The 22,098-nt window shown below is 60.5% G+C and carries 24 protein-coding genes; 11 read left to right on the forward strand and 13 right to left on the reverse strand.

Annotated features, from left to right (window positions below):
* Nucleotides 1-76 precede the first annotated feature (76 nt).
* The 3 genes from AC5SSZ_RS04230 to AC5SSZ_RS04240 form a co-directional block, all read right to left on the reverse strand.
* Nucleotides 77-505 (reverse strand): VOC family protein, encoded by a 429-nt coding sequence (locus AC5SSZ_RS04230; protein WP_065270720.1) that lies wholly within the window; start codon nucleotides 503-505, stop codon nucleotides 77-79.
* Between the two features lie 72 nt (nucleotides 506-577).
* A complete protein-coding gene (locus tag AC5SSZ_RS04235) occupies nucleotides 578-2,002 on the reverse strand; it encodes a hypothetical protein (RefSeq protein ID WP_495437142.1) in 1,425 nt (474 codons plus the stop codon).
* Nucleotides 2,003-2,009: 7 nt separating this feature from the next.
* Nucleotides 2,010-3,056 (reverse strand): hypothetical protein, encoded by a 1,047-nt coding sequence (locus tag AC5SSZ_RS04240; RefSeq protein ID WP_495437144.1) that lies wholly within the window; start codon nucleotides 3,054-3,056, stop codon nucleotides 2,010-2,012.
* A gap of 247 nt (nucleotides 3,057-3,303) precedes the next feature.
* On the opposite strand from AC5SSZ_RS04240, the gene AC5SSZ_RS04245 reads away from it, so the two are divergent.
* Nucleotides 3,304-4,137 (forward strand): thymidylate synthase, encoded by an 834-nt coding sequence (locus AC5SSZ_RS04245; RefSeq protein ID WP_065270717.1) that lies wholly within the window; start codon nucleotides 3,304-3,306, stop codon nucleotides 4,135-4,137.
* A gap of 14 nt (nucleotides 4,138-4,151) precedes the next feature.
* Nucleotides 4,152-4,628, forward strand: coding sequence for a dihydrofolate reductase (locus tag AC5SSZ_RS04250; protein ID WP_274838496.1), 477 nt, complete (start codon nucleotides 4,152-4,154; stop codon nucleotides 4,626-4,628).
* 58 nt (nucleotides 4,629-4,686) lie between these two features.
* Here the strand turns inward: AC5SSZ_RS04250 and AC5SSZ_RS04255 are convergent, their stop codons facing one another.
* A complete protein-coding gene (locus AC5SSZ_RS04255) occupies nucleotides 4,687-4,893 on the reverse strand; it encodes a cold-shock protein (RefSeq protein WP_065270715.1) in 207 nt (68 codons plus the stop codon).
* Between the two features lie 220 nt (nucleotides 4,894-5,113).
* On the opposite strand from AC5SSZ_RS04255, the gene AC5SSZ_RS04260 reads away from it, so the two are divergent.
* Nucleotides 5,114-5,431, forward strand: coding sequence for an arsenate reductase family protein (locus tag AC5SSZ_RS04260; RefSeq protein WP_368947060.1), 318 nt, complete (start codon nucleotides 5,114-5,116; stop codon nucleotides 5,429-5,431).
* Between the two features lie 70 nt (nucleotides 5,432-5,501).
* On the opposite strand, the gene AC5SSZ_RS04265 is transcribed toward AC5SSZ_RS04260, so the two are convergent.
* The 5 genes from AC5SSZ_RS04265 to thrS all read right to left on the reverse strand — a co-directional run bounded on the left by AC5SSZ_RS04265 (nucleotide 5,502) and on the right by thrS (nucleotide 10,291).
* A complete protein-coding gene (locus tag AC5SSZ_RS04265) occupies nucleotides 5,502-6,068 on the reverse strand; it encodes a DoxX family membrane protein (protein ID WP_274828400.1) in 567 nt (188 codons plus the stop codon).
* Nucleotides 6,069-6,083: 15 nt separating this feature from the next.
* Entirely contained in the window at nucleotides 6,084-6,836 is a 753-nt protein-coding gene (locus AC5SSZ_RS04270) for an HvfC/BufC family peptide modification chaperone (protein ID WP_495437147.1), read from the reverse strand.
* A complete protein-coding gene (bufB, locus tag AC5SSZ_RS04275; protein ID WP_495437149.1) occupies nucleotides 6,833-7,720 on the reverse strand; it encodes an MNIO family bufferin maturase in 888 nt (295 codons plus the stop codon). The genes AC5SSZ_RS04270 and bufB overlap by 4 nt, the downstream gene beginning before the upstream one ends.
* An 86-nt stretch (nucleotides 7,721-7,806) precedes the next feature.
* Nucleotides 7,807-8,112 carry a BufA1 family periplasmic bufferin-type metallophore gene (locus AC5SSZ_RS04280; RefSeq protein ID WP_065270710.1) on the reverse strand — a complete coding sequence of 102 codons (306 nt, stop codon included), beginning with the start codon at nucleotides 8,110-8,112 and terminating at the stop codon, nucleotides 7,807-7,809.
* A gap of 232 nt (nucleotides 8,113-8,344) precedes the next feature.
* Nucleotides 8,345-10,291, reverse strand: coding sequence for a threonine--tRNA ligase (thrS, locus tag AC5SSZ_RS04285; RefSeq protein ID WP_274867187.1), 1,947 nt, complete (start codon nucleotides 10,289-10,291; stop codon nucleotides 8,345-8,347).
* A 238-nt stretch (nucleotides 10,292-10,529) separates the two neighbouring features.
* On the opposite strand from thrS, the gene AC5SSZ_RS04290 reads away from it, so the two are divergent.
* From AC5SSZ_RS04290 to AC5SSZ_RS04310, 5 genes are all read left to right on the forward strand, one after another.
* Nucleotides 10,530-11,195, forward strand: a complete 666-nt coding sequence (locus tag AC5SSZ_RS04290) for a DNA-3-methyladenine glycosylase I (protein WP_495437152.1) — start codon at nucleotides 10,530-10,532, stop codon at nucleotides 11,193-11,195.
* A gap of 88 nt (nucleotides 11,196-11,283) precedes the next feature.
* Nucleotides 11,284-12,030 (forward strand): alpha/beta fold hydrolase, encoded by a 747-nt coding sequence (locus AC5SSZ_RS04295; RefSeq protein WP_495437154.1) that lies wholly within the window; start codon nucleotides 11,284-11,286, stop codon nucleotides 12,028-12,030.
* Nucleotides 12,027-13,019 (forward strand): alpha/beta hydrolase, encoded by a 993-nt coding sequence (locus AC5SSZ_RS04300; RefSeq protein WP_495437156.1) that lies wholly within the window; start codon nucleotides 12,027-12,029, stop codon nucleotides 13,017-13,019. The genes AC5SSZ_RS04295 and AC5SSZ_RS04300 overlap by 4 nt, the downstream gene beginning before the upstream one ends.
* Nucleotides 13,019-13,456 carry a VOC family protein gene (locus AC5SSZ_RS04305; RefSeq protein ID WP_274832542.1) on the forward strand — a complete coding sequence of 146 codons (438 nt, stop codon included), beginning with the start codon at nucleotides 13,019-13,021 and terminating at the stop codon, nucleotides 13,454-13,456. Before AC5SSZ_RS04300 ends, AC5SSZ_RS04305 begins: the two co-directional genes overlap by 1 nt.
* Before the next feature lie 114 nt (nucleotides 13,457-13,570).
* Entirely contained in the window at nucleotides 13,571-14,329 is a 759-nt protein-coding gene (locus AC5SSZ_RS04310; protein WP_495437160.1) for an alpha/beta fold hydrolase, read from the forward strand.
* 43 nt (nucleotides 14,330-14,372) lie between these two features.
* Here the strand turns inward: AC5SSZ_RS04310 and AC5SSZ_RS04315 are convergent, their stop codons facing one another.
* Nucleotides 14,373-14,963 carry a DUF6151 family protein gene (locus tag AC5SSZ_RS04315; RefSeq protein ID WP_274828408.1) on the reverse strand — a complete coding sequence of 197 codons (591 nt, stop codon included), beginning with the start codon at nucleotides 14,961-14,963 and terminating at the stop codon, nucleotides 14,373-14,375.
* Nucleotides 14,964-14,967: 4 nt separating this feature from the next.
* Nucleotides 14,968-16,245 carry a polyhydroxyalkanoate depolymerase gene (phaZ, locus tag AC5SSZ_RS04320; RefSeq protein WP_495437163.1) on the reverse strand — a complete coding sequence of 426 codons (1,278 nt, stop codon included), beginning with the start codon at nucleotides 16,243-16,245 and terminating at the stop codon, nucleotides 14,968-14,970.
* A 148-nt stretch (nucleotides 16,246-16,393) separates the two neighbouring features.
* On the opposite strand from phaZ, the gene AC5SSZ_RS04325 reads away from it, so the two are divergent.
* Together AC5SSZ_RS04325 and AC5SSZ_RS04330 are read left to right on the forward strand one after the other, a co-directional pair.
* On the forward strand, nucleotides 16,394-18,196 hold the full coding sequence (locus AC5SSZ_RS04325) for a PHA/PHB synthase family protein (protein ID WP_065270699.1): 1,803 nt from the start codon (nucleotides 16,394-16,396) through the stop codon (nucleotides 18,194-18,196).
* A 133-nt stretch (nucleotides 18,197-18,329) separates the two neighbouring features.
* The gene (locus tag AC5SSZ_RS04330; protein ID WP_065270698.1) at nucleotides 18,330-18,773 is read left to right on the forward strand and encodes a phasin, PhaP; all 444 of its coding nucleotides are present in this window, start codon (nucleotides 18,330-18,332) and stop codon (nucleotides 18,771-18,773) included.
* A 141-nt stretch (nucleotides 18,774-18,914) separates the two neighbouring features.
* Here the strand turns inward: AC5SSZ_RS04330 and AC5SSZ_RS04335 are convergent, their stop codons facing one another.
* On the reverse strand, nucleotides 18,915-19,787 hold the full coding sequence (locus AC5SSZ_RS04335; protein WP_495437165.1) for an NAD-dependent epimerase/dehydratase family protein: 873 nt from the start codon (nucleotides 19,785-19,787) through the stop codon (nucleotides 18,915-18,917).
* 227 nt (nucleotides 19,788-20,014) lie between these two features.
* On the opposite strand from AC5SSZ_RS04335, the gene phaR reads away from it, so the two are divergent.
* Nucleotides 20,015-20,581: a polyhydroxyalkanoate synthesis repressor PhaR gene (gene phaR / locus AC5SSZ_RS04340; RefSeq protein WP_065273509.1), complete on the forward strand. Its 567-nt coding sequence runs from the start codon at nucleotides 20,015-20,017 to the stop codon at nucleotides 20,579-20,581.
* Nucleotides 20,582-20,789: 208 nt separating this feature from the next.
* Here phaR and AC5SSZ_RS04345 read toward each other — a convergent pair whose 3' ends face one another.
* A complete protein-coding gene (locus tag AC5SSZ_RS04345; RefSeq protein ID WP_495437167.1) occupies nucleotides 20,790-21,998 on the reverse strand; it encodes a DegT/DnrJ/EryC1/StrS family aminotransferase in 1,209 nt (402 codons plus the stop codon).
* Nucleotides 21,999-22,098: the final 100 nt, after the last annotated feature.

Genomic DNA, 22,098 nt, shown 5'->3' on the forward strand with positions numbered 1-22,098 from the left:
CCTTTTTCACGTGTTCTGTTCTGGTGTCCTTAACCGGCTCCTGTGCTCTGGCCCAGCAACCGGAGGGCTGCTGGCTTTACCAGTGCCCGGAGCTTTCCATGCTGGCCCAGGGCTCTGCCGGTTCCAGAGCTTCACCGTTCTGCAGCAGCTCGACCGAGATATTGTCGGGGGAACGCACGAAGGCCATGCGCCCGTCGCGCGGCGGGCGGTTGATGGTGACGCCATTGTCCATCAGGTGCTGGCACATCTCGTAAATGTTATCGACGCCATAGGCGAGATGACCGAAATGGCGGCTGTCGCTCGGCAGTCCGTCGTCGCCATCCCAGTTGTAGGTCAGCTCGATCGGGGCATCTTCCTGACCCGGAGGCGCGAGGAAGATGAGAGAGAACCGGCCTTGCTCACTGTCATAGCGGCGCGTCTCTACAAGGCCCAGAAGCTTGTAAAAGGCCATGGATTTCTCAAGGTCCTTAACGCGGACCATAGTGTGCAAATAGGTAAGGGGCATGTGATTTTCCCTGATCTGATCACGTTCGGGCCGACAGTAACCTTCAGGTCCGGAAAGTCGAGGGGGCGGGGGTCAGAAAGCCGACTGAATGCCGAAGTTCACGCCGAAGCGATGCGATTCATAGAGGCCGATATTGCTGTCGAGCTTGGATGCTGAAATGCTGACCGTCGGGTTGAAACCGTAGTAATCAATCTTGTTGAAGGTGAGCGAAACATCTGCCTGGTAGCGGTCATCGTGGCGCCCGTCCGGGCTGTGCGGGGAGACGTCATAATCCCGGATCCGCCCCCAAAGACCGAATTGCGCCGTCGCGCCGAGGATCGGCTTGCCCAGCGTCAGCTGGGTGCGCAGGCCGACCTCCTCAAATTCGTCGGGGGCATAGTTTGACGTTGCCCCGGCCACAGACAGGTTGGTCCAGAGCGTTGCGCCAGAGGGCAGCTTGAAGCTGTAGGAAAGATCTGCGCGCCAGGTGTCCTGGTCGCTGGTCGCGACACCGTCCTGAATTTCATGCGACAGGCGCGCGTTGATCCGGCGGCCGCGGTCCAGCTTGTAGCTTTGCCCGGCAGAGAGGCGCAGGAAGCGGGCGTATTCCTCACCGCCGTACCAGCTTTGCCCCAGATCGGCGGCGACGCGGAATTCGCCCCTACGGTCCAGATTGATGCCACGCAAGCCATAGCCCATCTGATATGTGGCAAAGGCAAAGTCGCTGCCCTCGGCGCCGGGCGCCTGTGCCTTGGCTTCGGAAGAGAGGGTATAGCTACGCGCATCCAACGAGAATGCGAGGTCATGAGCCCGGGTTTCGGTTTCGTGAAACCGGTATCGGGAGCGCAGGCCTACTGCGTATTCGATCCCAGAGAGCGCCATCTGGGTGCCGCCCAGCTCGAACTCCACGGGTTGGCCCAGAAGCACCTCTGCCAGCTCGTAATTCAGGAACGAGGACCGCTCGGAGGAGCCGTTGTTGATGTTGGATTCGGGAGAAACCGAAAAGGAAAACCGATGCAGCCAGGGGGTGCTGGCGCGCAGGTATCGGAAATCGCGCACTGCGCGGCGCTCCAGCTGTTCGTCCGGGGCATGTTCCACGGCACGGCGCAGCCAGAATTGCGCCATGGTGCGTTGCCCGCCCGAGGAAAGCGCTTGCGCCATGATCAGGGCGGCTGCGTATCGGTCGCTGTCGGTTTCGGCCAGTGACCAGGCTTGTTTGGCTGTTTTTCGTGCGGTGGGATAGTCGCCCAGATCCCGCGCTGCCCGCGATTTGATGAGGAGCGCGGTGCGATCCTCTGGGTCGCGTGAGATCAGCGCCTCTGCCAGGGCCATGGCCTGTTTTGGATTGCTGACCTTCAAGAGCTGCGTCGCCGCAGCGCGCATCTGAGCCGGGGTCAGCACCGTTTCACCCGAAGGCGCAGCCGTGGTCACGGCCCCGAAAGAGGCCGGAACCGTCGCGCAGAGCAGGACCAGTGCAGCCCTGCCCAGACCTTGGCTGAGCGGCTGAACGCGCGGCATCACAGGCTCAGTTATTGTAGACGATGAAGCCACCCGTCTCGCGGACGGAATTTGCAGCTGGGTCAAGCGAGTTTTCCAGCACTACGACGCCGACGATTTCCTCGGCATTGTCACCCGAGACCACCGCGTAGTAATTACCGGTTTCATAGGTCTGGGCCGTACCGTTGGCATCGACATAGGTGCTTTGCAGGGTGCCTATGATTTCGCCGTTGTCATCCAGATTGTTCGGGCCGACATCAAAGACGGCAACCGGAATACTGGACAGGGTCAGGTTATTGTCGACGTTGATCCGGTTGATCACGTCATTGGTGATGTCATTGCCGGCAGTGTCGTAGATGGTCCGGTTGGTCAGGCTGCCCCTCACGGCATCGCCGCGCCCGCCGGTCGCCGGGTTGAAGTCGTCAAAGTCGATAGCGATCTGCACGTCGGCGGTGGTGTAGTCCAGCCCCGCGGCGCCGTTGTAGTCCCGTAGGCCGGCCAGGGAACCGTTGTACTGGGCCTGTCCGCTGCTGGGCAGGGTGACGGAATTGTCGCGCTGATAGACGAAGCCGCCAAAGCCATAACCGGCATAGGCGCCTGTGCGGACAATGGCGAATTTGCTGTTGCCGGAGGTGCTGACGCCGTAGATCGCCCGGTGGGTGAACTGGTTGATTGGCTCGTTGTCGGTGATGTCGCTGTACTGGGCGTCGGCCTCGTAAACGGCAAAGGGGCCAAGGCTGCTGACGGCGGTGCCGCGGGCATAGGTGCCGTCCCCGTCAAAGGCGAGGTTGTCCACCGAGAACGTATCGTTGTTGCTGTCATAGCTGATTTCGGTGGCGTAGCCATTGCCGATATAGGCGTCTTCGGTGCTGGTACCTTCGCGGCGGAAGATCGAGGTGTCAGCGGTCGGGGAGGGGGTCCCCGGTGGGCGGCCGTCCCCGTCGATACCGGTATCTGTTCCGGTGTCGGTGCCAGTGTCGCCGCCGTTATCAGTCGTGTCTTCGGTGAACGGATTCCCGTTGCCGCACGCCGATAGCGCAAGCGCCGCAATAAATGCGCCAGTAATCTTATTCATGATGTGCCTGCCTCTGCTCGAACTTCTGGGCGGTTTTTTCTCACAATTTGCCGCAGCTCCCAAAAAGTCAACGGATTTGCGGGATGGGGAAAACTTTGTCGGCGGGGCTGGCCTGAATGCCATAGTTCGTCTTTGGGGTGTTGGCAGCAGGCGCTGCGGCGCAAGGCCTTGGCGCGAGCCGGTGCAACGGGTATGACCAAAGGCGAAACGGCCCGGCAACCGGGCGCGGCCGGGGAGGGGACGACCTTTGCAGCAATATCACGACGCTTTGCGCCACATTCTGGAGAATGGCACCCGCAGCAGTGACCGCACCGGGACCGGGACGCTGTCCTGTTTCGGCATGCAGGCGCGCTACTCTCTGGCCGATGGGTTCCCGCTGGTCACCACCAAGAAGCTACACCTGCGCTCGATCATTCACGAGTTGCTGTGGTTCCTCTCCGGGGATACCAACATCGGCTACCTGAAGGAGAACGGGGTGTCGATCTGGGATGAATGGGCGGATGAGAATGGCGATCTGGGACCGGTCTATGGCTATCAGTGGCGCCGGTTCCCGCGTCTGGATCTGGTGCCCGGAACCACGGGGGACGAAGCCCTCTATCGCGCGGGCAGTGTCGATCAGATCGCGGATCTGGTGAAGATGATCGAAACCTCGCCCGACAGCCGCCGCCTGATCGTGTCGGCCTGGAACCCGGGCGATGTGCCGGATATGGCGCTGCCGCCATGCCATACCCTGTGGCAGGTGCGGATCCTGGGCGGTAAGCTGCATCTGCAACTCTATCAGCGCTCGGCGGACATGTTCCTGGGCGTGCCGTTCAATATCGCCTCCTACGCGCTGTTGCAGGCGATGCTGGCGCATGTAACGGGCTATGAGGTTGGCGATTTCATTCACACCATGGGGGATGCGCATATCTATGCAAACCATATGGATCAGGTGCAGGAGCAGCTGTCGCGGACGCCGAAACCCCTGCCGCAGCTGCGGATCAAACGGGACGTGAAATCGATTTTCGACTTCCGCTACGAGGACTTTGAATTCCTGAACTACGATCCCGATCCGGCCATCAAGGCGCCGGTCGCGGTTTAACGGGGGCGGCAGAGATGATTACACTGATCGCGGCCCGCGCCCGAGATGGCGCCATTGGCAAGGACAACACGATACCCTGGCACGCGCCCGAGGATCTGAAGGCGTTTCAGCGTGAAACACTGGGCGGTGCCATCGTGATGGGGCGCCGGACCTGGGACAGCCTGCCGTTCAAGCCGCTGAAAAACCGCCTGAATATCGTGGTGTCATCAGATCCCGCCGCAGCGGATACCGTCTGCGCCTCGATCGGGGAGGCCATCGATATGGCCTATGCACAGGGATACCGGCGCGTCTATGGCATCGGCGGCGCCGGGATCTATGCTGCGATGATGGGGCTGGCTGATCGCCTGCTGATCACCGAAGTCGATGTTGCCGTCGAAGGCGCTGATACGTTCTTCCCCGATTTCAGCGAGGCGGATTGGAACCCCATCGGAACAACCGCCTTACGGGCGGCAGATCCGGCCTGCGCTTTGGTAGAGTACCTCAGACGATAAGATGGCCCGGTGAGGTGCCGCGTGGATCGGCGTGCCTGTGCGCGCCGCCTCACCCCCGTCAGAGTTCGGTGATTTCACCGGCCATCTGTCGGCCATCGCGACCTTCAGTCAACTCGTAACCGACTTTCATATTGTCAGAGAGTCCCTTTAATCCGGAACGTTCGACCTGAGAGATGTGAACAAAGACATCCTTGCCGCCTGTGTCGGGTTCGATAAATCCGTAACCCTTTGTGTTATTGAACCATTTCACGGTGCCACTTGGCATGTTCCGTGTCTCCTTCTACCTTATACGCGCCCCGGATATTGCCAAGGCGTTCACAATTGCCTTTCTTCGGCGCCGGACAATGCTGCGTGAGGAGCTATACGGCGTCCGAAAAATGTCTAGGCAAGTCCGACTGTTACATGCGTGAACAAAAAATCAAGACCAGACCTCAAAATCTTCCGTAAATTACGGGAAACGATCCAAAGCGAAAGAGAATGATACGATGCAGCTTTTTGGACTGAAGAACTGTGATACTTGCCGTAAGGCACTGAAACTCTTGCCAGAGGCTACACTGGTGGATGTCAGGGCCGATGGCGTGCCGGATGATGTTCTGGAGCGCGCCTATGCTGAATTTGAAGGCAAACTGGTCAATACGCGCTCAACCACATGGCGGGAGCTCAGCGACGCTGAACGGGAAACCCCGGCGCTTGATCTGCTGCGCGCACATCCGGCGCTGATGAAACGGCCCCTGATCGAAGATGACGGCAAGCTGTACCTTGGCTGGGACAAGAGCGTTCAGCAGGCGCTTTTGCCCGAATAAGGCAACGAAAAACGCCATCCCCGTTTTTGGCGGGGATGGCGGGAATGACGCGTGACGATTTCGGTTGAGATCAGGCCGGATCGGTCGCAGCGAATTTTCGGCGCAGCACTGCATCAAGCGACAGGGCGCCGGCACCTTTGATCACCAGCACGCTGAGCAGGAAGACCCACAGCAGACGTTGATCCAGGATGATGCCGTCCGGGAAGCGGTCGAACCAGGCGCCAAGTGTCTTCGGATCGGTGCCGTTGTGACCGTAGATATCGGTCAGGGACTGCACCACGACAAAGCCAATCATGCCAAGCGCGGCAAGACGGGTGAACAGGCCGATGATCAGCAGCAGCGGCAGGATGAATTCAGCCCAGGTGCCTGCCATGACAACCAGCCAGTGGAATGCGCCGAGCTGCGACACGTCATAGCCGACGGCTTCGAATTGCTTCGGGAAGATCTGCGCATAGGCGCCCATAGATGGGCTGAACAGGCCCAAAATGCCATCACCCAGCTTGGTGACGCCGGAGACCCAAAAGTACATCAGAAGGGTTGCAGCAAAGACGAAACGGGTGAGGGCAGGCAACAGCCAGCTTCCCGCGGTTTCGATGAGGCCGAAGACCGCGTTGTGGAGCGAAACAACAGAACGCATTGGTTTTCCTTTATGTCATGAGATCATAAGATCGGTCAGCCCGCCGCCCTCTAAGAGCAGGGTCAGCGGTTGGGAGAGGTCAAAATCAGGGCTCGCTTGCAGGGCCGCCTCATAGGCTGCCCCGATGCTTTGACCCTGGATCAGGGCGTCGATCCAATCAGCGCCGCCGGGGTGCAGCGGCTGCGCGATGGGATCAAATTCGGGCCGGGTAATCAGCACGTCCTGCGCCTCGGCTCGGGGTTTGGGGGCGTCGGGCTGCGTGGCGAAACGCCAGATGTCATGCAGCGGCCAGTCGGAGCGCAGCAGTTCCACCGCCGGGGCAATTCCCACCTTCAGTGACATCAGCACATCAGGGGACATCCCGGCCAGCGCATTCCGTGCGGCGGGCGTTGCGTCGGCTGCGTGGTAGGAGCGGCGCAGCGCAAGTTCGAGACGGGCCACATCGGGCAAGTAGCCCAGATGGTTCAGCTGCTGCATCCCGGCCAGAAAATCAGGGAAATCGCCGCCGAAATGCATCATCAGGGGCGAGGCGGGCGGGTGCTTGCGAAAGTAAAGCCCGGCAAGCCCGTCCATGTTCGCCTTGCCCAAAAGGCCCGCGATCGCCGGGAACCCTTCGTGCAGGGCTTCTGTCAGAGAGGCTGCCACATTGTTGCGGTAGACCGAAAACCGGCTACCAGCCGGACGGCCAACACCATCCGACAGCCCATCCGGAATCGGGGCATCCGGCGCCAGCAAGGCGCTGACAAACCCTGTTTGCGACAGTTTCATCTCGCCACCTGTGCCGGGGCAACTTTCGACAGGGCCTGATCCGCGCGCATTGCCTCGTTTCGCAGAATAGGCCAGTCCGGCACATCTGTGTCCCATTCGATCAGAACAGGTTTGGGACCGGATTTGGCCAAGGTGTAGTCGAGCAGAGACCAGACAGGGTCCACAACCTCGCGCCCGTGGCTGTCGATCAGCAGTGGCGCGCCGTGATCGTCTTCATCTTCGTCGTGCCCGCCCAGATGGATTTCGCCAACCTTATCGAGCGCAAAGGCGTCGATATATCCGGTGGGCGAGAACCCGAGATTGGTCGCTGAGACAAAGACGTTGTTGACGTCCAACAGCAGACCGCAGCCCGTGCGGCGGCTGATCTCGGCCAGGAATTCCGGCTCGGACCAGTCGCTTTCGTCAAAGGCGAGATAGCTGGACGGATTTTCCAGCAGCATGCTGCGTCCGATGGTGGTCTGCAACTGGTCGATGTGATCGCAGATCCGCTCCAGCGTCTCTGTGGTATAGGGCAGGGGCAGCAGATCGTTCAGGAAATGGCTGTCATGGGTGGACCAGGCCAGATGCTCAGAGAAGCTCGCCGGGTTCAGCCAGTTGACCAGCTTTTTCAACCGCGCAAGGTGGTCACGGTCCAGCGGCGCTTCACCGCCAATCGACAGGCCCACGCCGTGCACGGAAATGGCAAACCTTTCGGCCAGATGACGCAGCTGCGCGATAGGGCGTCCGCCGTCGCCCATGTAATTCTCGGCATGGATTTCCAGCCAGCGCACTGGTCCGGGGCCGTGTTCATCCGTCACAGACCGGATCAGGGCGTCAAAATGCTGCGGCTTGTACCCCACGCCGGGGGTCGTCGGCAGTTGGTTGGGAAGTGCGGCGTCCAGCATGGCGTGTCCTGCTCGTCTGGTCGTGGCTTGGGGCGGGGTGAAGATGTGAAGGGCGGGCAGCTGCGCGCCCTTCACGAAGATAATTCTTATGCGGGCAGGTCGCGCTCCAGCGGCTCAAGCGAGCCTTTGCGCGCGGTGCCGTCTGCCATTTCCGGCAGTTCGATTTCGGCGCAGGTGCCTGCGTCGACCAGGGTCCAGGCGTTGCCCTGATAGTCAACGACCGAGCTGCCCGCGCAGGTGGTGCCGGGGCCGGCGGCGCAATCGTTCTGGCCAGCCAGGGAGATGCCGTAGCACTTTTCCTTGCTCTGCGCAGCGGCAGGCATGGTGGTTGCAGCGGTCAGGGCAGCGGCAACCGCGCTGGCGACGGCGAGGGATTTTGCGTGGTTCGACATATGAAGTCCTCCTCAACGGGTTTTGCGGTATATCGAGTATACCCTTGGGGTACGTGAAAACCCTAACCCAGGTCCGGAGGTCTTTAAATTCACGAGGCTGTGTGTCACGCGGGCGTCAGGAAGTGTGACAGTCTGATAGTGTTTAACCATCTGATTGGGAACGTTAATCAACTATAAAATGAAAACCGGCCCCCGATTGGGAGCCGGTTTTTGATAGCGGTAGCCGCAATTGTTACAGCAGATCCGGCGGCGTGGCCTCAAGGCCCAACGATTTTGTTACATCGGCGAGGGTTTCGACCTTGGTCTGTTTTTCACCGAGGCGCCGCACGGAAACGGTGCGCTCTTCGACCTCGCGGTGGCCGACCGCCAGAATCACCGGCACCTTGCCCAGCGAGTGTTCGCGGACCTTGTAGTTGATCTTCTCGTTGCGGATGTCCGCCTCGGCGCGCACGCCTGCGGCTTTTAGCGTTTCCACGACTTCTGCAACGTAATCATCGGCTTCCGAGGTGATGGAAGCGACAACCACCTGACGCGGCGCCAGCCAGAACGGCAGCTTGCCCGCGTGTTCCTCGATCAGGATGCCGATGAAACGTTCGAAGGAGCCGAGCGTTGCGCGGTGCAGCATGAAGGGACGATGCTTGGCGCCGTCCTGACCCACATAGGTCGCTTCGAGGCGTTCGGGCAGGTTGGGGTCCACCTGAAGCGTACCGCACTGCCAGTTCCGGCCGATGGCATCGGTCAGGGTGAATTCCAACTTGGGACCATAAAAGGCGCCTTCGCCTTCGAGGATTTCGAAATCATAGCCGGCCGCCTTGCAGGCATCGCCAAGCGCCTTTTCCACGAAGTCCCAGCTTTCGTCGCTGCCGATGCGTTTCTCGGGGCGGGTCGACAGTTTGATGGTCCAGTCGTGGAAGCCAAGGTCGGCGTAGATCTTCGACAGGAAGTCGATGAAACGCGCAGTTTCGCTTTCGATCTGATCCTCGGTGCAGAAGATGTGGCCGTCGTCCTGTGTAAAGCCCCGCACCCGCATGATGCCGTGCAGCGCCCCAGAGGGTTCATAGCGCGCACAGGAGCCGAACTCGGCCATGCGCAGCGGCAGATCGCGATAGGATTTCAGACCCTGATTGAATACCTGCACGTGGCAGGGGCAGTTCATCGGCTTCAGCGCGTTTACCGCCTTTTCCCGGGCATGGTCTTCGTCCACTTCGACGATGAACATGTTTTCCTGGTATTTGTCCCAGTGGCCCGAGGCTTCCCACAGTTTGCGGTCAACGACCTGCGGCGTGTTCACCTCGACATAGCCGCCGCGTTCCTGTTGACGGCGCATATAGTCCTGCAGGGTGGTGTAGACCTTCCAGCCGTTGGGGTGCCAGAACACTTGACCGGGGGCCTCTTCCTGCATGTGGAACAGGTCCATTTCACGGCCCAGCTTGCGGTGGTCGCGCTTGGCAGCTTCCTCAAGCATGGTGAGGTAGGCTTTCAGCTTTTCCTTGCCGGTGAAGGCAACGCCATAGATCCGCTGCAGCATGGCGCGGTCGCTGTCGCCGCGCCAGTATGCGCCCGCGATGGACATCAGCTTGAAGGCATCGCCCGGCACCTGTCCGGTGTGCTGAAGGTGCGGACCCCGACACAGATCCTGCCAGTGGCCGTGCCAGTACATGCGCAGCGGCTCGTCGCCGGGAATGGCGTCGATCAGCTCGACCTTGTAAGGCTCGTTGTTGGCTTCGTAGAATTTCACCGCACGTTCGCGATCCCAGACCTCGGTGGTCACGGGTTCGCGCTTGTTGATGATCTCCTTCATCTTCTTTTCGATGGCGCCAAGGTCTTCGGGGGTGAAGGGTTCGGCGCGGTCGAAGTCATAGTACCAGCCGTTTTCGATCACCGGGCCGATGGTGACCTTGGTCTCGGGCCAGATTTCCTGCACCGCGCGCGCCATGATATGCGCCAGATCGTGACGGATCAGCTCATTCGCCTGCTCTTCGTCCTTCATGGTGTGCAGGGCGATGGAGGCGTCGGCCTCAATCGGCCATTGCAGATCCCAATGCTTGCCATCGACGGTGGCCGAAATCGCCTTTTTCGCCAGCGAGGTCGAAATATCGGCAGCCACTTCGGCAGGGGTTACGCCTGCGTCATAGGATCGTGCATTGCCATCGGGAAGGGTGAGAGAGATCTGGGCCATATCGGCAGCTCCTCGTCGGTTTGGCGCCCACTGAACGCCCGGTTGCGGGTTATGGTGTGTGTGCCCCTTTTTGACCGAGGCGCTGGCGCTGTCAACCACTGCAGTCTGTCTTGGCGTCACCTTGAGTAAAGACGAAGAAGCCACAGCATATTGGTTTTCTTTCCATTCTTGCCTTTTGATGGGCGCGGGGTCACGATCCCCGGGTGTTTTGCCCGATTGCCCGATTAGAAAGAGCACCATGCATAGTTTTGAAGAGATATTGGACTTGGCGGCGGATCGCCATGGCGGCGCCGAGGCGGTTGCGGCCATGCTGCCGACGATCCGCCCCAAGGCGGAGGTGGCTGAGATCCCGGATGCGGCTTGGCTGCAAACCATGGCGATGCGGATCTTTTCGACCGGCATGAACACAAAGATGATCGAGGCCAAAGAGGACGATATCGTTGCCGCCTTCGAGGGGTTCATGGTGGGGCGCGTGGCGCTAATGTCCGATGAATGGTTTGATGCGCTGTTGCAGGACAAGCGGATCATTCGCAACGCCCCGAAACTGCGCGCCATTCAGGAAAACGCGGTTTTCATTCAAGAGGTCTCGGCAGAGGCGGGTGGTTTTGGCCGCAAGGTCGCCGATTGGCCGGATGACCGGTTTGGGGAACTGCTATTGTGGCTCAAATCCGAAGGGTCCCGGTTGGGCGGCACCACCGGCGGCTATGTCCTGCGGCAGATGGGGCGCGATGGCTATGTCTTTACCAAAGACGTGGTCGGTCGGCTTGCCGCTGAAGGGGTGATATCGGGCCCGCCGGGATCAAGAAAGGCCATGCTGGCGGCGCAGGAGGCATTCAATACATGGCAGGCGCAGTCGGGGCGGCCTCTGGCAGAGATTTCCCGCATTCTCGCGCTCAGCATATAGGCTCGCCCGCCGACGGGTTGCTGGTTTTGCATATGGCGCCACGACATGGCAGAGGATTGGCTAAAGACATGACAGAAGGACACGCGAGATGACGGCCAACTATATGGAAACGCCCCAAGGGCGGCGCATCGCCTATCACAAGACTGATGGCATGGGGCCGGTGATCGTATTCCTTGGCGGGCTAAAGTCCGACATGCAGGGCACCAAGGCCATCCATCTGGAGGCCTGGGCGCAGGCGCAGGGGCGCGCCTTTTTGCGGTTTGACTATTCCGGCCACGGGGAAAGCTCGGAAACGTTTGAGGATGGCTGCATTGGCGATTGGCACGAAGACACGCTGGCGGCTGTTGCGGCACTGACCGACGGGCCCATCGTGCCGGTCGGCTCTTCCATGGGCGGCTGGCAGGCGCTGCTTCTGGCGCGCGCCGTACCCGAACGCATCGCCGGGATGGTCACCATCGCTGCCGCGCCGGATTTCACCGAGGATGGATACTGGGCGAGTTTCACCGATGCGCAGAAGGCTGAGCTGGATGCGCAGGGTTATGTGGAGCTGCCCAGCGATTACATGGAACCCTACCGCATTTCCAAGCGGATGATCGAGGATGGGCGCACCCGTCTGGTCCTGCGCAGCCCGCTGGCGCTGCCTTTTCCGGTGCGCTGCCTGCAAGGCACCGCCGATACAGCTGTCTCCACCGAGACCGCGCTGCGGCTGCTCGATCATGCGGAATGCGCCGATATGCGGCTGACATTGGTCAAGGACGCAGACCACCGGTTTTCCGATGAGGCCTGCCTGAAGCTGATCGAGGCGGCGCTGGAAGAGGTGCTTGGCGCTTCATGATCCGGCGGGGGGCAAAATGGCTGCTCCGCGCCGGAGTGGCCCTGTCGGCCGCCGGGGCGGCGCTCTGGGCCTTTGGGCCTTATGAGCCGGTGGACCTTTTAGCCTCCTTCGAGCCGCGCCGCTTTGGTGAAGGGGTGGGGGTCTATTTCGAGACCGTCGAAAGCGCCTATTCCGATATCACGCCCGGCGCCGAAAAACGGGTGATCTGGGCCGGGCAGCCAGAAGAGCGTACACCGTTTTCGGTGGTTTACATCCATGGCTTCTCGGCCACCTCCGAGGAAATCCGCCCGGTGCCGGATCGCGTCGCGGCGGCGCTGGGTGCGAACCTTGTCTATACCCGGCTGGCGGGCCACGGGCGCCCCGGCGCCGCGATGGCCGAACCAACGGTCAACGATTGGATGCAGGATGTGGCCGAGGCCCTGGCGGCGGCGCGCGCGGTCGGCGATCGGGTGGTGGTGATCGCCACCTCAACAGGGGCGACGTTGATGACCGCCGCAGCGCTTGATCCGGCGCTCTCGCAGGATCTGGTGGGGCTCGCAATGATTTCCCCGAATTACGGCGTCAATCATCCGGCAGCGCCGCTGCTAACCTGGCCCGCTGCGCGCTATTGGCTGCCGTTTCTGGTGGGGAGAGAGCGCAATTTTCCGGCGCGCAGCCCGGAACATGGTCGGTTCTGGACCACCTCTTACCCATCCGTGGCGGCGATGCCGATGGCGGCGCTGGTGCGCGCGGTGATGGCGCTGCCAGTGGAGAAGGCGCAGGTTCCGGCGCTGTTCTGGTATTCCCTGCAGGACCGCGTGGTCCGTCCGGATTTGACCACTGAAGTGGCGGCGCGCTGGGGCGGGACGGTCGAGGTAAAGAACCACACGCCCGGTCCTGGTGATGATCCCTATGCGCATGTCATGGCCGGGGATATCATGTCGCCGGGCCAAACCGAGGCCGCCGTAGAGGATATCCTGTCCTGGCTGGTCGATCTGGAGGTGAAGTGATGGAACAGAGGATCAGCCTGATCACACTGGGGGTGCCGGATATGGAGGTGGCGACGTCTTTTTACGAGGCGCTGGGCTGGCAAAGGGCGCAGAGCCCGGATGGGGTCGTTGCCTTCGATCTGATTTCGCAGACGCTGGGCCTTTATCCGATTGAAAAACTGGCCGAGGATATCGGTCTGCCGGTAGAGGCGCTGGGCACTGGGGCGATGACGCTCAGCCACAACACCCGCAGCGCCGAAGAGGTGGACGTGCTGATGGAGGCCGCCAGAACTGCGGGGGCAGAGGTGCTGCGCCCCGCGGGCGAGGTGTTTTGGGGCGGATACATCGGGTACTTCCGCGCGCCGGATGGCCATATCTGGGAAATCGCCCATAATCCGTTTTCGCCCCTGTCTGAAGATGGCGCCTTTCGCTGGAATGGATTTCCCGAGGCGGATTGATCTCTAATTGACCTCTAACTTCTTGCAATTTCTGAAAACTCTCTGCAAAGTTGCAGTATGAGACCTGTGTGACCTTGCGGCAGACTGCAGGGCGCAGAACAGCGAGGCACCGCGATGCAATACACCACCTCCCCGGATGCTTCGGCCCAGCTTGGATTAGAACCTCTGGTGCTGCTGCCCGGGATGATGTGCGATGCGCGCGTCTTTGCACCGCAGATCGAGGCGCTTTCGGCCTATCTGCCGGTCACGGTGGCGCCACTGCTGGGCGGTGACCGGATTGAGGCGATTGCGGCGCACATCCTGAACATGCTGCCCGAACGGTTTGCCTTGGCCGGGCTGTCCATGGGCGGGATTATCGCGCTTGAGATCCTGCGCCGTGCGCCGGATCGGGTCAGCCGCCTGTGCCTGATGGACACGACGCCTCTGGCGGAAACTCCGGCGCAGGCCGCCGAACGGGAGCCGATGATCGTGGCGGCCCGCACCGGGCGGCTGGAAGAGATGCTTGCCAAGGCCCTGCCTGCGGATTGCCTGGCGCCCGGACCGGGGCGGCTGGAAGTTCTGAACACGGTGCGGCAGATGGGGATGCATCTGGGCAGCGATCTGTTCGTCGCGCAAAGCCGGGCCTTGCAGCGCCGCATGGATCAGCAGGGCGTGGCCCGGCGCTGTCATGTCCCGACGCTGATACTGTGCGGCGAATATGATCGCCTGACGCCCGTCAAACGGCATGAATTTCTGGCCGACCTGATCCCACATGCAGAGCTGGAGGTGATCTCTGGTGCAGGGCATCTGCCGGTGCTGGAGCAGCCCGAGGCGGTGAAACGGGCGCTGCTGCACTGGTTGTCGCGCGCGCCGGAGGCGACCCATCAGGCCTGATCCGGCGTTCCCGGCAGAGTATCGATGTGGGGTGAGGGCGGCTTCATCCCTGTGTCAGGGCGTCTCGGTCTGCCTTGCTCAGCACGATTGGCTCGCTCACTGGGCGGCCTGTTTCGATGTCAAAGAAAGGAGTCTCTTTCCACTTGCCGGACAGGCGCGCGGTGATCATGCGGCGGAACAGGGCATAGACCATCGTCCCGGCGCCCTTGGTGCGGGGCGGTCTGCCCGGCTGGGGCTCAAAGGCGCGGGTGCGGATCTTGCCGAATATCTCGGGTTGGTCGAACAGATTGGTACGCATCCCGGCGAAGGGCAGGCCGGGTTTCGCAAGCGTGTTGGCGAAGGGCATGCCGCAGCAGCCTGCGTACCAGCGAAACAACCCCTTGGGGCTGAGCCGCATCAGGCGCAGTTCCTCCGCGCCTTGGGTGATGTGGATGCCATCCGGCGACATCTGGAAGAGCGCCACCGGACCCGGGGCAGGATCCGGCCTGTGATGGTAGAGCTCGTTGGCGCGGCAATCGGCGCAGAAACAGGCGATATGGGTTCCGGACTTCAGCGCCTCTGGCGTGATGTATCCCTGCATTGTCCCGCAAGAACAGGAGAAGGCGCGGCCTGAATGGTCCTGCTCCGACGCCATCGGATCAGACCGCTGCGATCTTGGGTTTGCTCCGCTTTGCCTTACCCTTTGGACGGCTGTTGGCGTTCATGAATTCGATCACCAAGGGCCGGATGTTGTTGCGCCAGCTGCGGCCCGCAAAGATGCCGTAGTGACCGGCGCCCGGTTCCACGTGGCTGGCCTTTTTCGAATCCGGCAGGCCGGTGCACAGGTCCAGCGCTGCGATACATTGGCCGGGGGCGGAGATGTCATCATTGGCGCCTTCGACGGTCTTGACCGCCACATCGGTGATCTTGCCGATATCGACCTTGTGGCCATCCACGACGAATTCGTTCTTGGCGATCTCGCCTTTCTTGAACACGCGGTCCACGGTCGACAGGTAGAATTCCGCAGTCATGTCCATCACCGCCAGATATTCGTCATAGAACCGGTTATGGGCGTCGTGATCAGAGGCTTCGCCACTGCTGACCCGCTGGATCTGATCCATGAAGGCCTTGGAGTGGCGGTCCATGTTCATCGACATAAAGGACGAGAGTTGCAACAGGCCCGGATAGACCTTGCGGCCGACGCCTGCGTATTTGAAACCGACCCGCTGGATCATGGTCTCCTCAAGCTGGCCCATGGTGACGCGGCGGCCGAAATCTGTGACTTCGGTCGGCGTTGCATCCGGGTCCACCGGTCCACCGATCAGGGTCAGGGAGGACGGCTGCGCTTCGGGGTCCTGCTCGGCCAGATAGGCGGTGGCGGCGAGGGTCAGTGGTGCGGGCTGGCAGACGGCGATGACATGGGTTTCAGCACCCATCTCGCGCATGAAATCCACCAGATAAAGGGTGTAATCCTCAATGTCGAACTTGCCAGCGGAGACCGGGATGTCCCGGGCGTTGTGCCAGTCGGTGACATAGACCTCGCAGTTTTCCACCAGGCTTTTGACGGTCGAGCGCAGCAGGGTTGCGTAGTGTCCGGACATCGGCGCCACCAGCAGCACCTTGCGCGGCTGCACTTCGCGGCCGACGACACGGAAATGGATCAGATCGCCAAAGGGGCGTTCCAGAACCGTGTCGATTTCGACGGTATGGTCCTTGCCGTCTTCACAGGTGAAGGTGCCGATGCCCCAGTCGGGCCGGGCAACCATGCGCTGAAAGGTGCGCTCCGTGACCTCACCCCATGCGGCCAGCCAGTTGAGCGCCGGATTGGGGATCGCGGAAAACGCCGGATAGGATGCCATCGACAATGCGGTCGCCCCCAGCCACTGGTTCATGTTCCGGGTCGTTTCCATCAGGTCGTAGGACATCATGTAGCGCATGGGTGTCTCCTTTAGGTGTCCGCCCTGCAACCCATTATCATAAATCATGGGCGGATTAAGTGCAGAGATTAGAACTTGCTGTCACTTTCTCGTAGACTACCTGAGCAAGTATTCTGCATAGCAGAAAGATTAGGGGGGATTCCTTAAGATGACAACAAGTGACGTGCAGGGTGCCGGAACTTCTCCAGAACACATTGATCGACTTAAGGAAAATTTAGAAAAGGTAGAACATCTGTCGAAGCGGCTGGTCGAGGTGATGGCAAGTAAGAAGCCGCATCATCCCGGACTGGACGGTCCGAATCAGGAATTGTTCGCACGTGCAGCAACGTCTTACTGGGCTTCTATGCTGCAAAACCCGGCAAAGCTGCTGGAACATCAGATCGAATACTGGGGCAAATCGGTGCTGAATTTCGCCGAGGCCCAGCAGGCGCTGGCCGGGCAGCAGGACGGGGAAGGCGACGATGCACCCTCGGACCGCCGCTTCACCAATCCGATGTGGGACAAGAACCCCTATTTCCGCTTTATCAAACAGCAGTACATGACCAATGCCGCCGCTATCCGCGAGGCTGTTGACGAGGCAGGCGATCTGGACCGGGTTGACCGGCAGCGGCTGTCCTATTTCGCGGACCAGATCATTCACATGATGGCGCCGACCAATTTTCTGCCCACCAATCCGGATGCGCTGGAGCGGGCTTTGGAGACCGAGGGCCAGTCGCTGATCAAAGGGCTGGAAAATCTTGTCGCGGATCTCGAAGCCAATGATGGCGAGCTGGTGGTCCGGCTGGCGGATGATACCGCCTTTGAAATTGGCCGCAATCTGGCCACCACCCCGGGTGAAGTCGTCTATCGTAACCGCATGATGGAGCTGATCCAGTACCGCCCGACCACGGATACGGTGCATGAAACGCCGATCCTGCTGTTCCCGCCCTGGATCAACAAGTTCTACATTCTCGACCTCAAGGCGCAGAACAGCCTGATCAAATGGGTCACCGATCAGGGCTATACCTTGTTCGTGGTCTCTTGGGTCAATCCGGATGCCTCCTATTCGGATGTGGGGCTCGAGGATTATGTGCAGGACGGTTTCCTGACCGCGATCGAGCAGGTGAAGGAGATTTGCAAGGTCAAACAGATCAACGCCGTCGGATATTGCATCGCTGGCACAACGCTGGGTCTGACCCTGTCACTGCTGAAACAGCGCGGCGACAAATCGGTGAAATCGGCGACCTTCTTTACCGCGTTGACCGATTTTGACGATCAGGGGGAATTCACGCCCTTCCTGCAAAACGATTTCGTGGATGCCATCGAGGAGCAGATCGGCGACGATGGCATGCTGCCCTCCTATATCATGGCGCGGACCTTCTCTTTCCTGCGCGCCAATGACCTGGTCTACGGGCCGGCGATCCGCAGTTATATGATGGGAGAGACGCCGCCTGCCTTTGATCTGCTCTACTGGAACGGCGATGGCGCCAACCTGCCGGGCAAGATGGCGATCCAATACCTGCGTGGGCTATGTCAGGGCAACCAGTTTGCCAAAGACGGTTTTGAGCTGCTGGGGCACAAGCTGCAGCTCAAGGATGTCGACATTCCGCTGATGGCCGTCACCTGCGAAACGGATCACATCGCCCGCTGGAAGGACTGCTACCGAGGCGTTCAGCAGATGGGATCGCGCAGCAAGAATTTCATCGTATCGCAATCCGGCCATATCGCGGGCATCGTGAACCCGCCCACCCGCAACAAGTATGGTCACTATACCAACGACGATCTGAAACTGGATGCCGCTGCCTGGATGGAGGGCGCAACCTTCCATGAAGGGTCCTGGTGGCCGCGCTGGGAAGCCTGGCTGAAAAAGCGTTCCGGCAAGCAGGTTCCAGCCCGCGAACCGGGTGATTCGACCCATCCGCCACTGGTGCAGGCCCCCGGCGACTATGTGCGCAAGATGGTAAAGTCCTGATATTACTGCGGTTCCCATAATTTTTCTGCATTGCAGCAAAAAATTCTTGAAATGCTGCGATGCAGAAAGCATATTGTTGTCAGACAAAGCGGGCGGGCATCTCCCTGCCACGGCAACGAGAGGAACTAGTACGATGGCTAAGACCCAAGATTTTACCGCGATGATGAAAGACATGATGGGCGCATTCCCCATGGACACCAAGGCCATGGAAGACGCGTTCAAGAGCTCTGCTGCTCTGAATGAAAAGCTGGCCGCCGTTGCGATCGGTGCTGCCGAGCAGTCCGCCGAGATTTCGACCAAATGGACCAAAGACACCCTGTCCAAGATGGGCGCGATGTCCAAAGTCCAGGCCGAGCCTGCCGACTATGCCAAAGCCGCAACCGATTTCGCCAGCGCCTCTGCTGAAGTGGCTGCCGAAAACATGGCTGCCTTTGCCGAAGTCGCCAAGAAAGCACAGACCGACACCGTCGAGCTGCTGATGGCCGCAGGCAAGGATATGAGCGAAGAAGCGACTGCCGCCGTGAAAAAGGCCACCGAAGAGGTGACCACCGCAGCCAAGAAAGCTGCAACCAAATAAGAAAGTCCACAAGACGGCACCAGCTCTCCTCCCAATCAGTGCCGGATTGTGATGAAAGGGCAGGCCACGCGGGCCTGCCCTTTTTATATTGTGGAACGGTCTTTTCGGACTGTTGCTTTTGTGGCCGCCCGATGCAGGCTGTCAGAAGGTGGCCATCGAATAACAACGGTATCGCGGTGTCCAGCCACACAGGCGCCGCAGCTTTTCTGCGCACATCTGCTGGTCCAGCGTCGGCCCCTCGGCCCAGGCCCCGTATTTACACAGAACGTGTTTGAGCGTGCGCACCATATACCCGCCCGCATGATCCGTCTGCCGCGCGATATGCGCGACGATGTCCGATGCCGCGACGCCGCTTTGGGCGCAGGCGTTGAATTCTCCCGTCAGATCTGGACTCTCCAACAGGATGCGATAGGCCACCGCCAGATCGTAACGATGCACCAGCGGCCAGCGAGTATTTAAACTGCCCCAGATTTCGATCGGCTGGTCGCTGCGGGCTGCGGTCAGGTAGCGTTCGAAGACGCCGCCGCCGTCTTCATGATAGACCATCCCGGGATGGATCACGGCGGCTGAAACCCCCTTCGCCTGCAGTACTGTCCGGCTTTGTTCTGTCATCCAGGCGAAACTGGCAATCGGCCGTTTGGGCGAAGCTTCATCGGCAATACGGTTGCCGGTTGCGCCATAGAGCCAGCAGCCGCCCGTATAGATCAATCGCAGCGGAGTGTCTCGATCCGCGGCATGATCAAGGATCGCCTCTATGGCACGCGCGTCGGTCTCTCCCATGTCCTGATCAAAGGTCGCGGCGGCCTGCACAACGGCATCGACCTCTTTCACCACGGGCGCCCATGCCTCAGGCTGCCGCAGGTCACCGGGCAGGGGGCTACCGCCAAGGGCGGCGATCTTCTGCGCGCTGGCCTCTGATCTGGCCAGACCGGTCACCTGATGGCCCCGGCCGACCAGTTCACGCGTGATGGCGGTTCCGATTGATCCTGTCGCGCCAAGCAACAATACCCGCATGTTTCGTCCTTCGGTCTGAAACTGATTGTGAGGTCTGGGGTAAAATCTCAAGTATACTTTAGGTCAAGGTGGTTTTCTTGATATAAAGACAGTTTTGACCGATGGTTCACAAAGGCGGATCAGAGGGACAGTGAGAACAATTGTTTTCCAAAGCGGCGCGAGGCTTTTCTTTTGTTCTGCGCTCGCATAGGGTTTCTGCAATGCATCATGTCTGGGGAGGTATGACCATGGCGGAACAGGAAAAACCCCTGCTTATCAAACGCTACGCCAGCCGTCGGCTGTATAACACGGAGACCAGCGACTACGTCACGCTGGAGGATATTGCTGGGTTTATCCGGGATGGACGCGAGGTCCAGATCGTCGACCTGAAAACGGGGGACGACCTGACACGCCAGTATCTGCTGCAGATCATTGCCGAACACGAAAGCCGCGGCGAAAACGTGCTGCCGGTCAATGTGCTGAATGATCTGGTCCGCAGCTACATGGTGCCGGGCGGCGGGGTGATGCCGCAGTTCCTGCAGACCTCATTCGACATGCTGCGCGACAGCCAGTCCAAGATGATGGAAAACATGTCGGCGATGAACCCGATGGCCACCATGCCGGGGTTCGAAGCGATGAAGGTCCAGCAGGAAGCTTTCCTCAAGGCGATGACCGGTGGCCTGTCCGGCGGTTGGAGCGGCGGCAGCGGCCCGGAACCGGAAGGCGCGAAATCGGATGCTGATGGCGAAGAAGATCTGGAATCGATCAAGCGACAGCTGAGCGAATTGCAGGACAAGCTGTCGAAGATAAAGTGACGGACGCACGAAAAAGCGCCTGATCGGATGAAAGAGAAAAACCCGGGGCAAGCCCGGGTTTTTTCGTATCTAGGGTCAGGCTTTACTGCGCGATAAGTCGGCAAGGGGCGGCAGGCTCCCGCCCGATCCCGGACACCCCATTGGGGGACCCGGATCCGTTGGGCTCGGCGCCGGGCGGTCGCCCGGCGGAGCAGACCGCAGGGCCGGTTCAGGCGGCGACCCGTTCCATGGTTTCGCTGGCGGCAGTGAGCAGGATGTCGACGATCACGTCCAGCTCATCCTTGGTGAGGCGGACCGGAAGGCGCACGTCGCAGGCTTTCATCAGCATGGCGCGGGTCTGCGGCAGCTCGGGCAGGTCCTTGAGGAACTGCCAGTTCCAGAAGGCGCGGGCGTTGTCCTCGGAGAGGCCGAAGACCTGCACCTTGACGCCTTTTTCCGCGGCTGATTTGGAGAAGGCCCTGATGTCGTCCTCGGTCATGCCAACCAGATTGAACTGGATCGAATCCGGGGCGCGCCGCTCGGGCGCCAGCGGCGCGGGTACATCAAAATAGGGCGAGGCGTTCAGACGGGCGGCGACGTAATCGTGATTCTTCAGACCGTCGCGGACCCGGCGGGCCAGTTCCGGGATCTGCGGGCGGATGACGGCAGCGGACAGGTTGCTCATCCGGAGGTTATAAAGCGGCAGCTGGTTCTGCCACTTGGCAAAGGCCTGCGCCAGATCCGGGGTGTTTTCGCCGCGGGGGCCTTTGTGCTTTTGCCAGTTGTGCTCATAAGCGCCGGACATGATGACCGCGCGGGCCACCAGTTCGGCATCGTCGGTGATCAGAATACCGCCTTCACCGGCGTTGAGCATCTTGTAGGACTGGAAGGAGAAGCAGCCGATCCGGCCGATGGTACCGATGTTCTGACCGTTCCAGGTGGTGCCAAGCGAATGCGCCGCATCTTCGATCACCGGAATGCCGCGCGCATCGCAAAGCGCCATGATCGCGTCCATATCCGAGGTGTGACCGCGCATGTGGCTGATGATGACGGCCGCGATATCCTGATCCAGACGGGCCTCAAAATCGGCCATGTCGATGCGGTAGTTCTCGCCAACCTCGCAGAGGACCGGAACGCAATCGGCATGTACCACCGAAGAGGGCACCGCGGCGAAGGTGAAGCCGGGGATCAGGACGCGGGCATCGCGCGGCAGGTCCAGCGCCTTCAGCGACAGGAACAGCGCAGCAGAGCAGGAAGAAACGGCGAGGGCATATTTGCAGCCAATGAGTTCTGCGAATTCCTGTTCCAGCAGGGCAACAGGGGCATCCTGGGGCGCGGTATAGCGAAACAGATCGCCGGATTGCATCAGCGCATCAATGGCTTCGCGGGCTGCTGCGGGGATCGGTTCGGCGTCGTGAACATTCGGTGGCTGCGTCATATTTCAATTTCCCAAATGGATCATTTCATAAATCTAAAACAATGGGCGCGCAAAGCCAAGGCCGACGGTGCATTTCCCGGCGCAGGGGTGAAAATTTCAC

This window comes from Phaeobacter sp. CC-HEC084 (assembly GCF_059429255.1).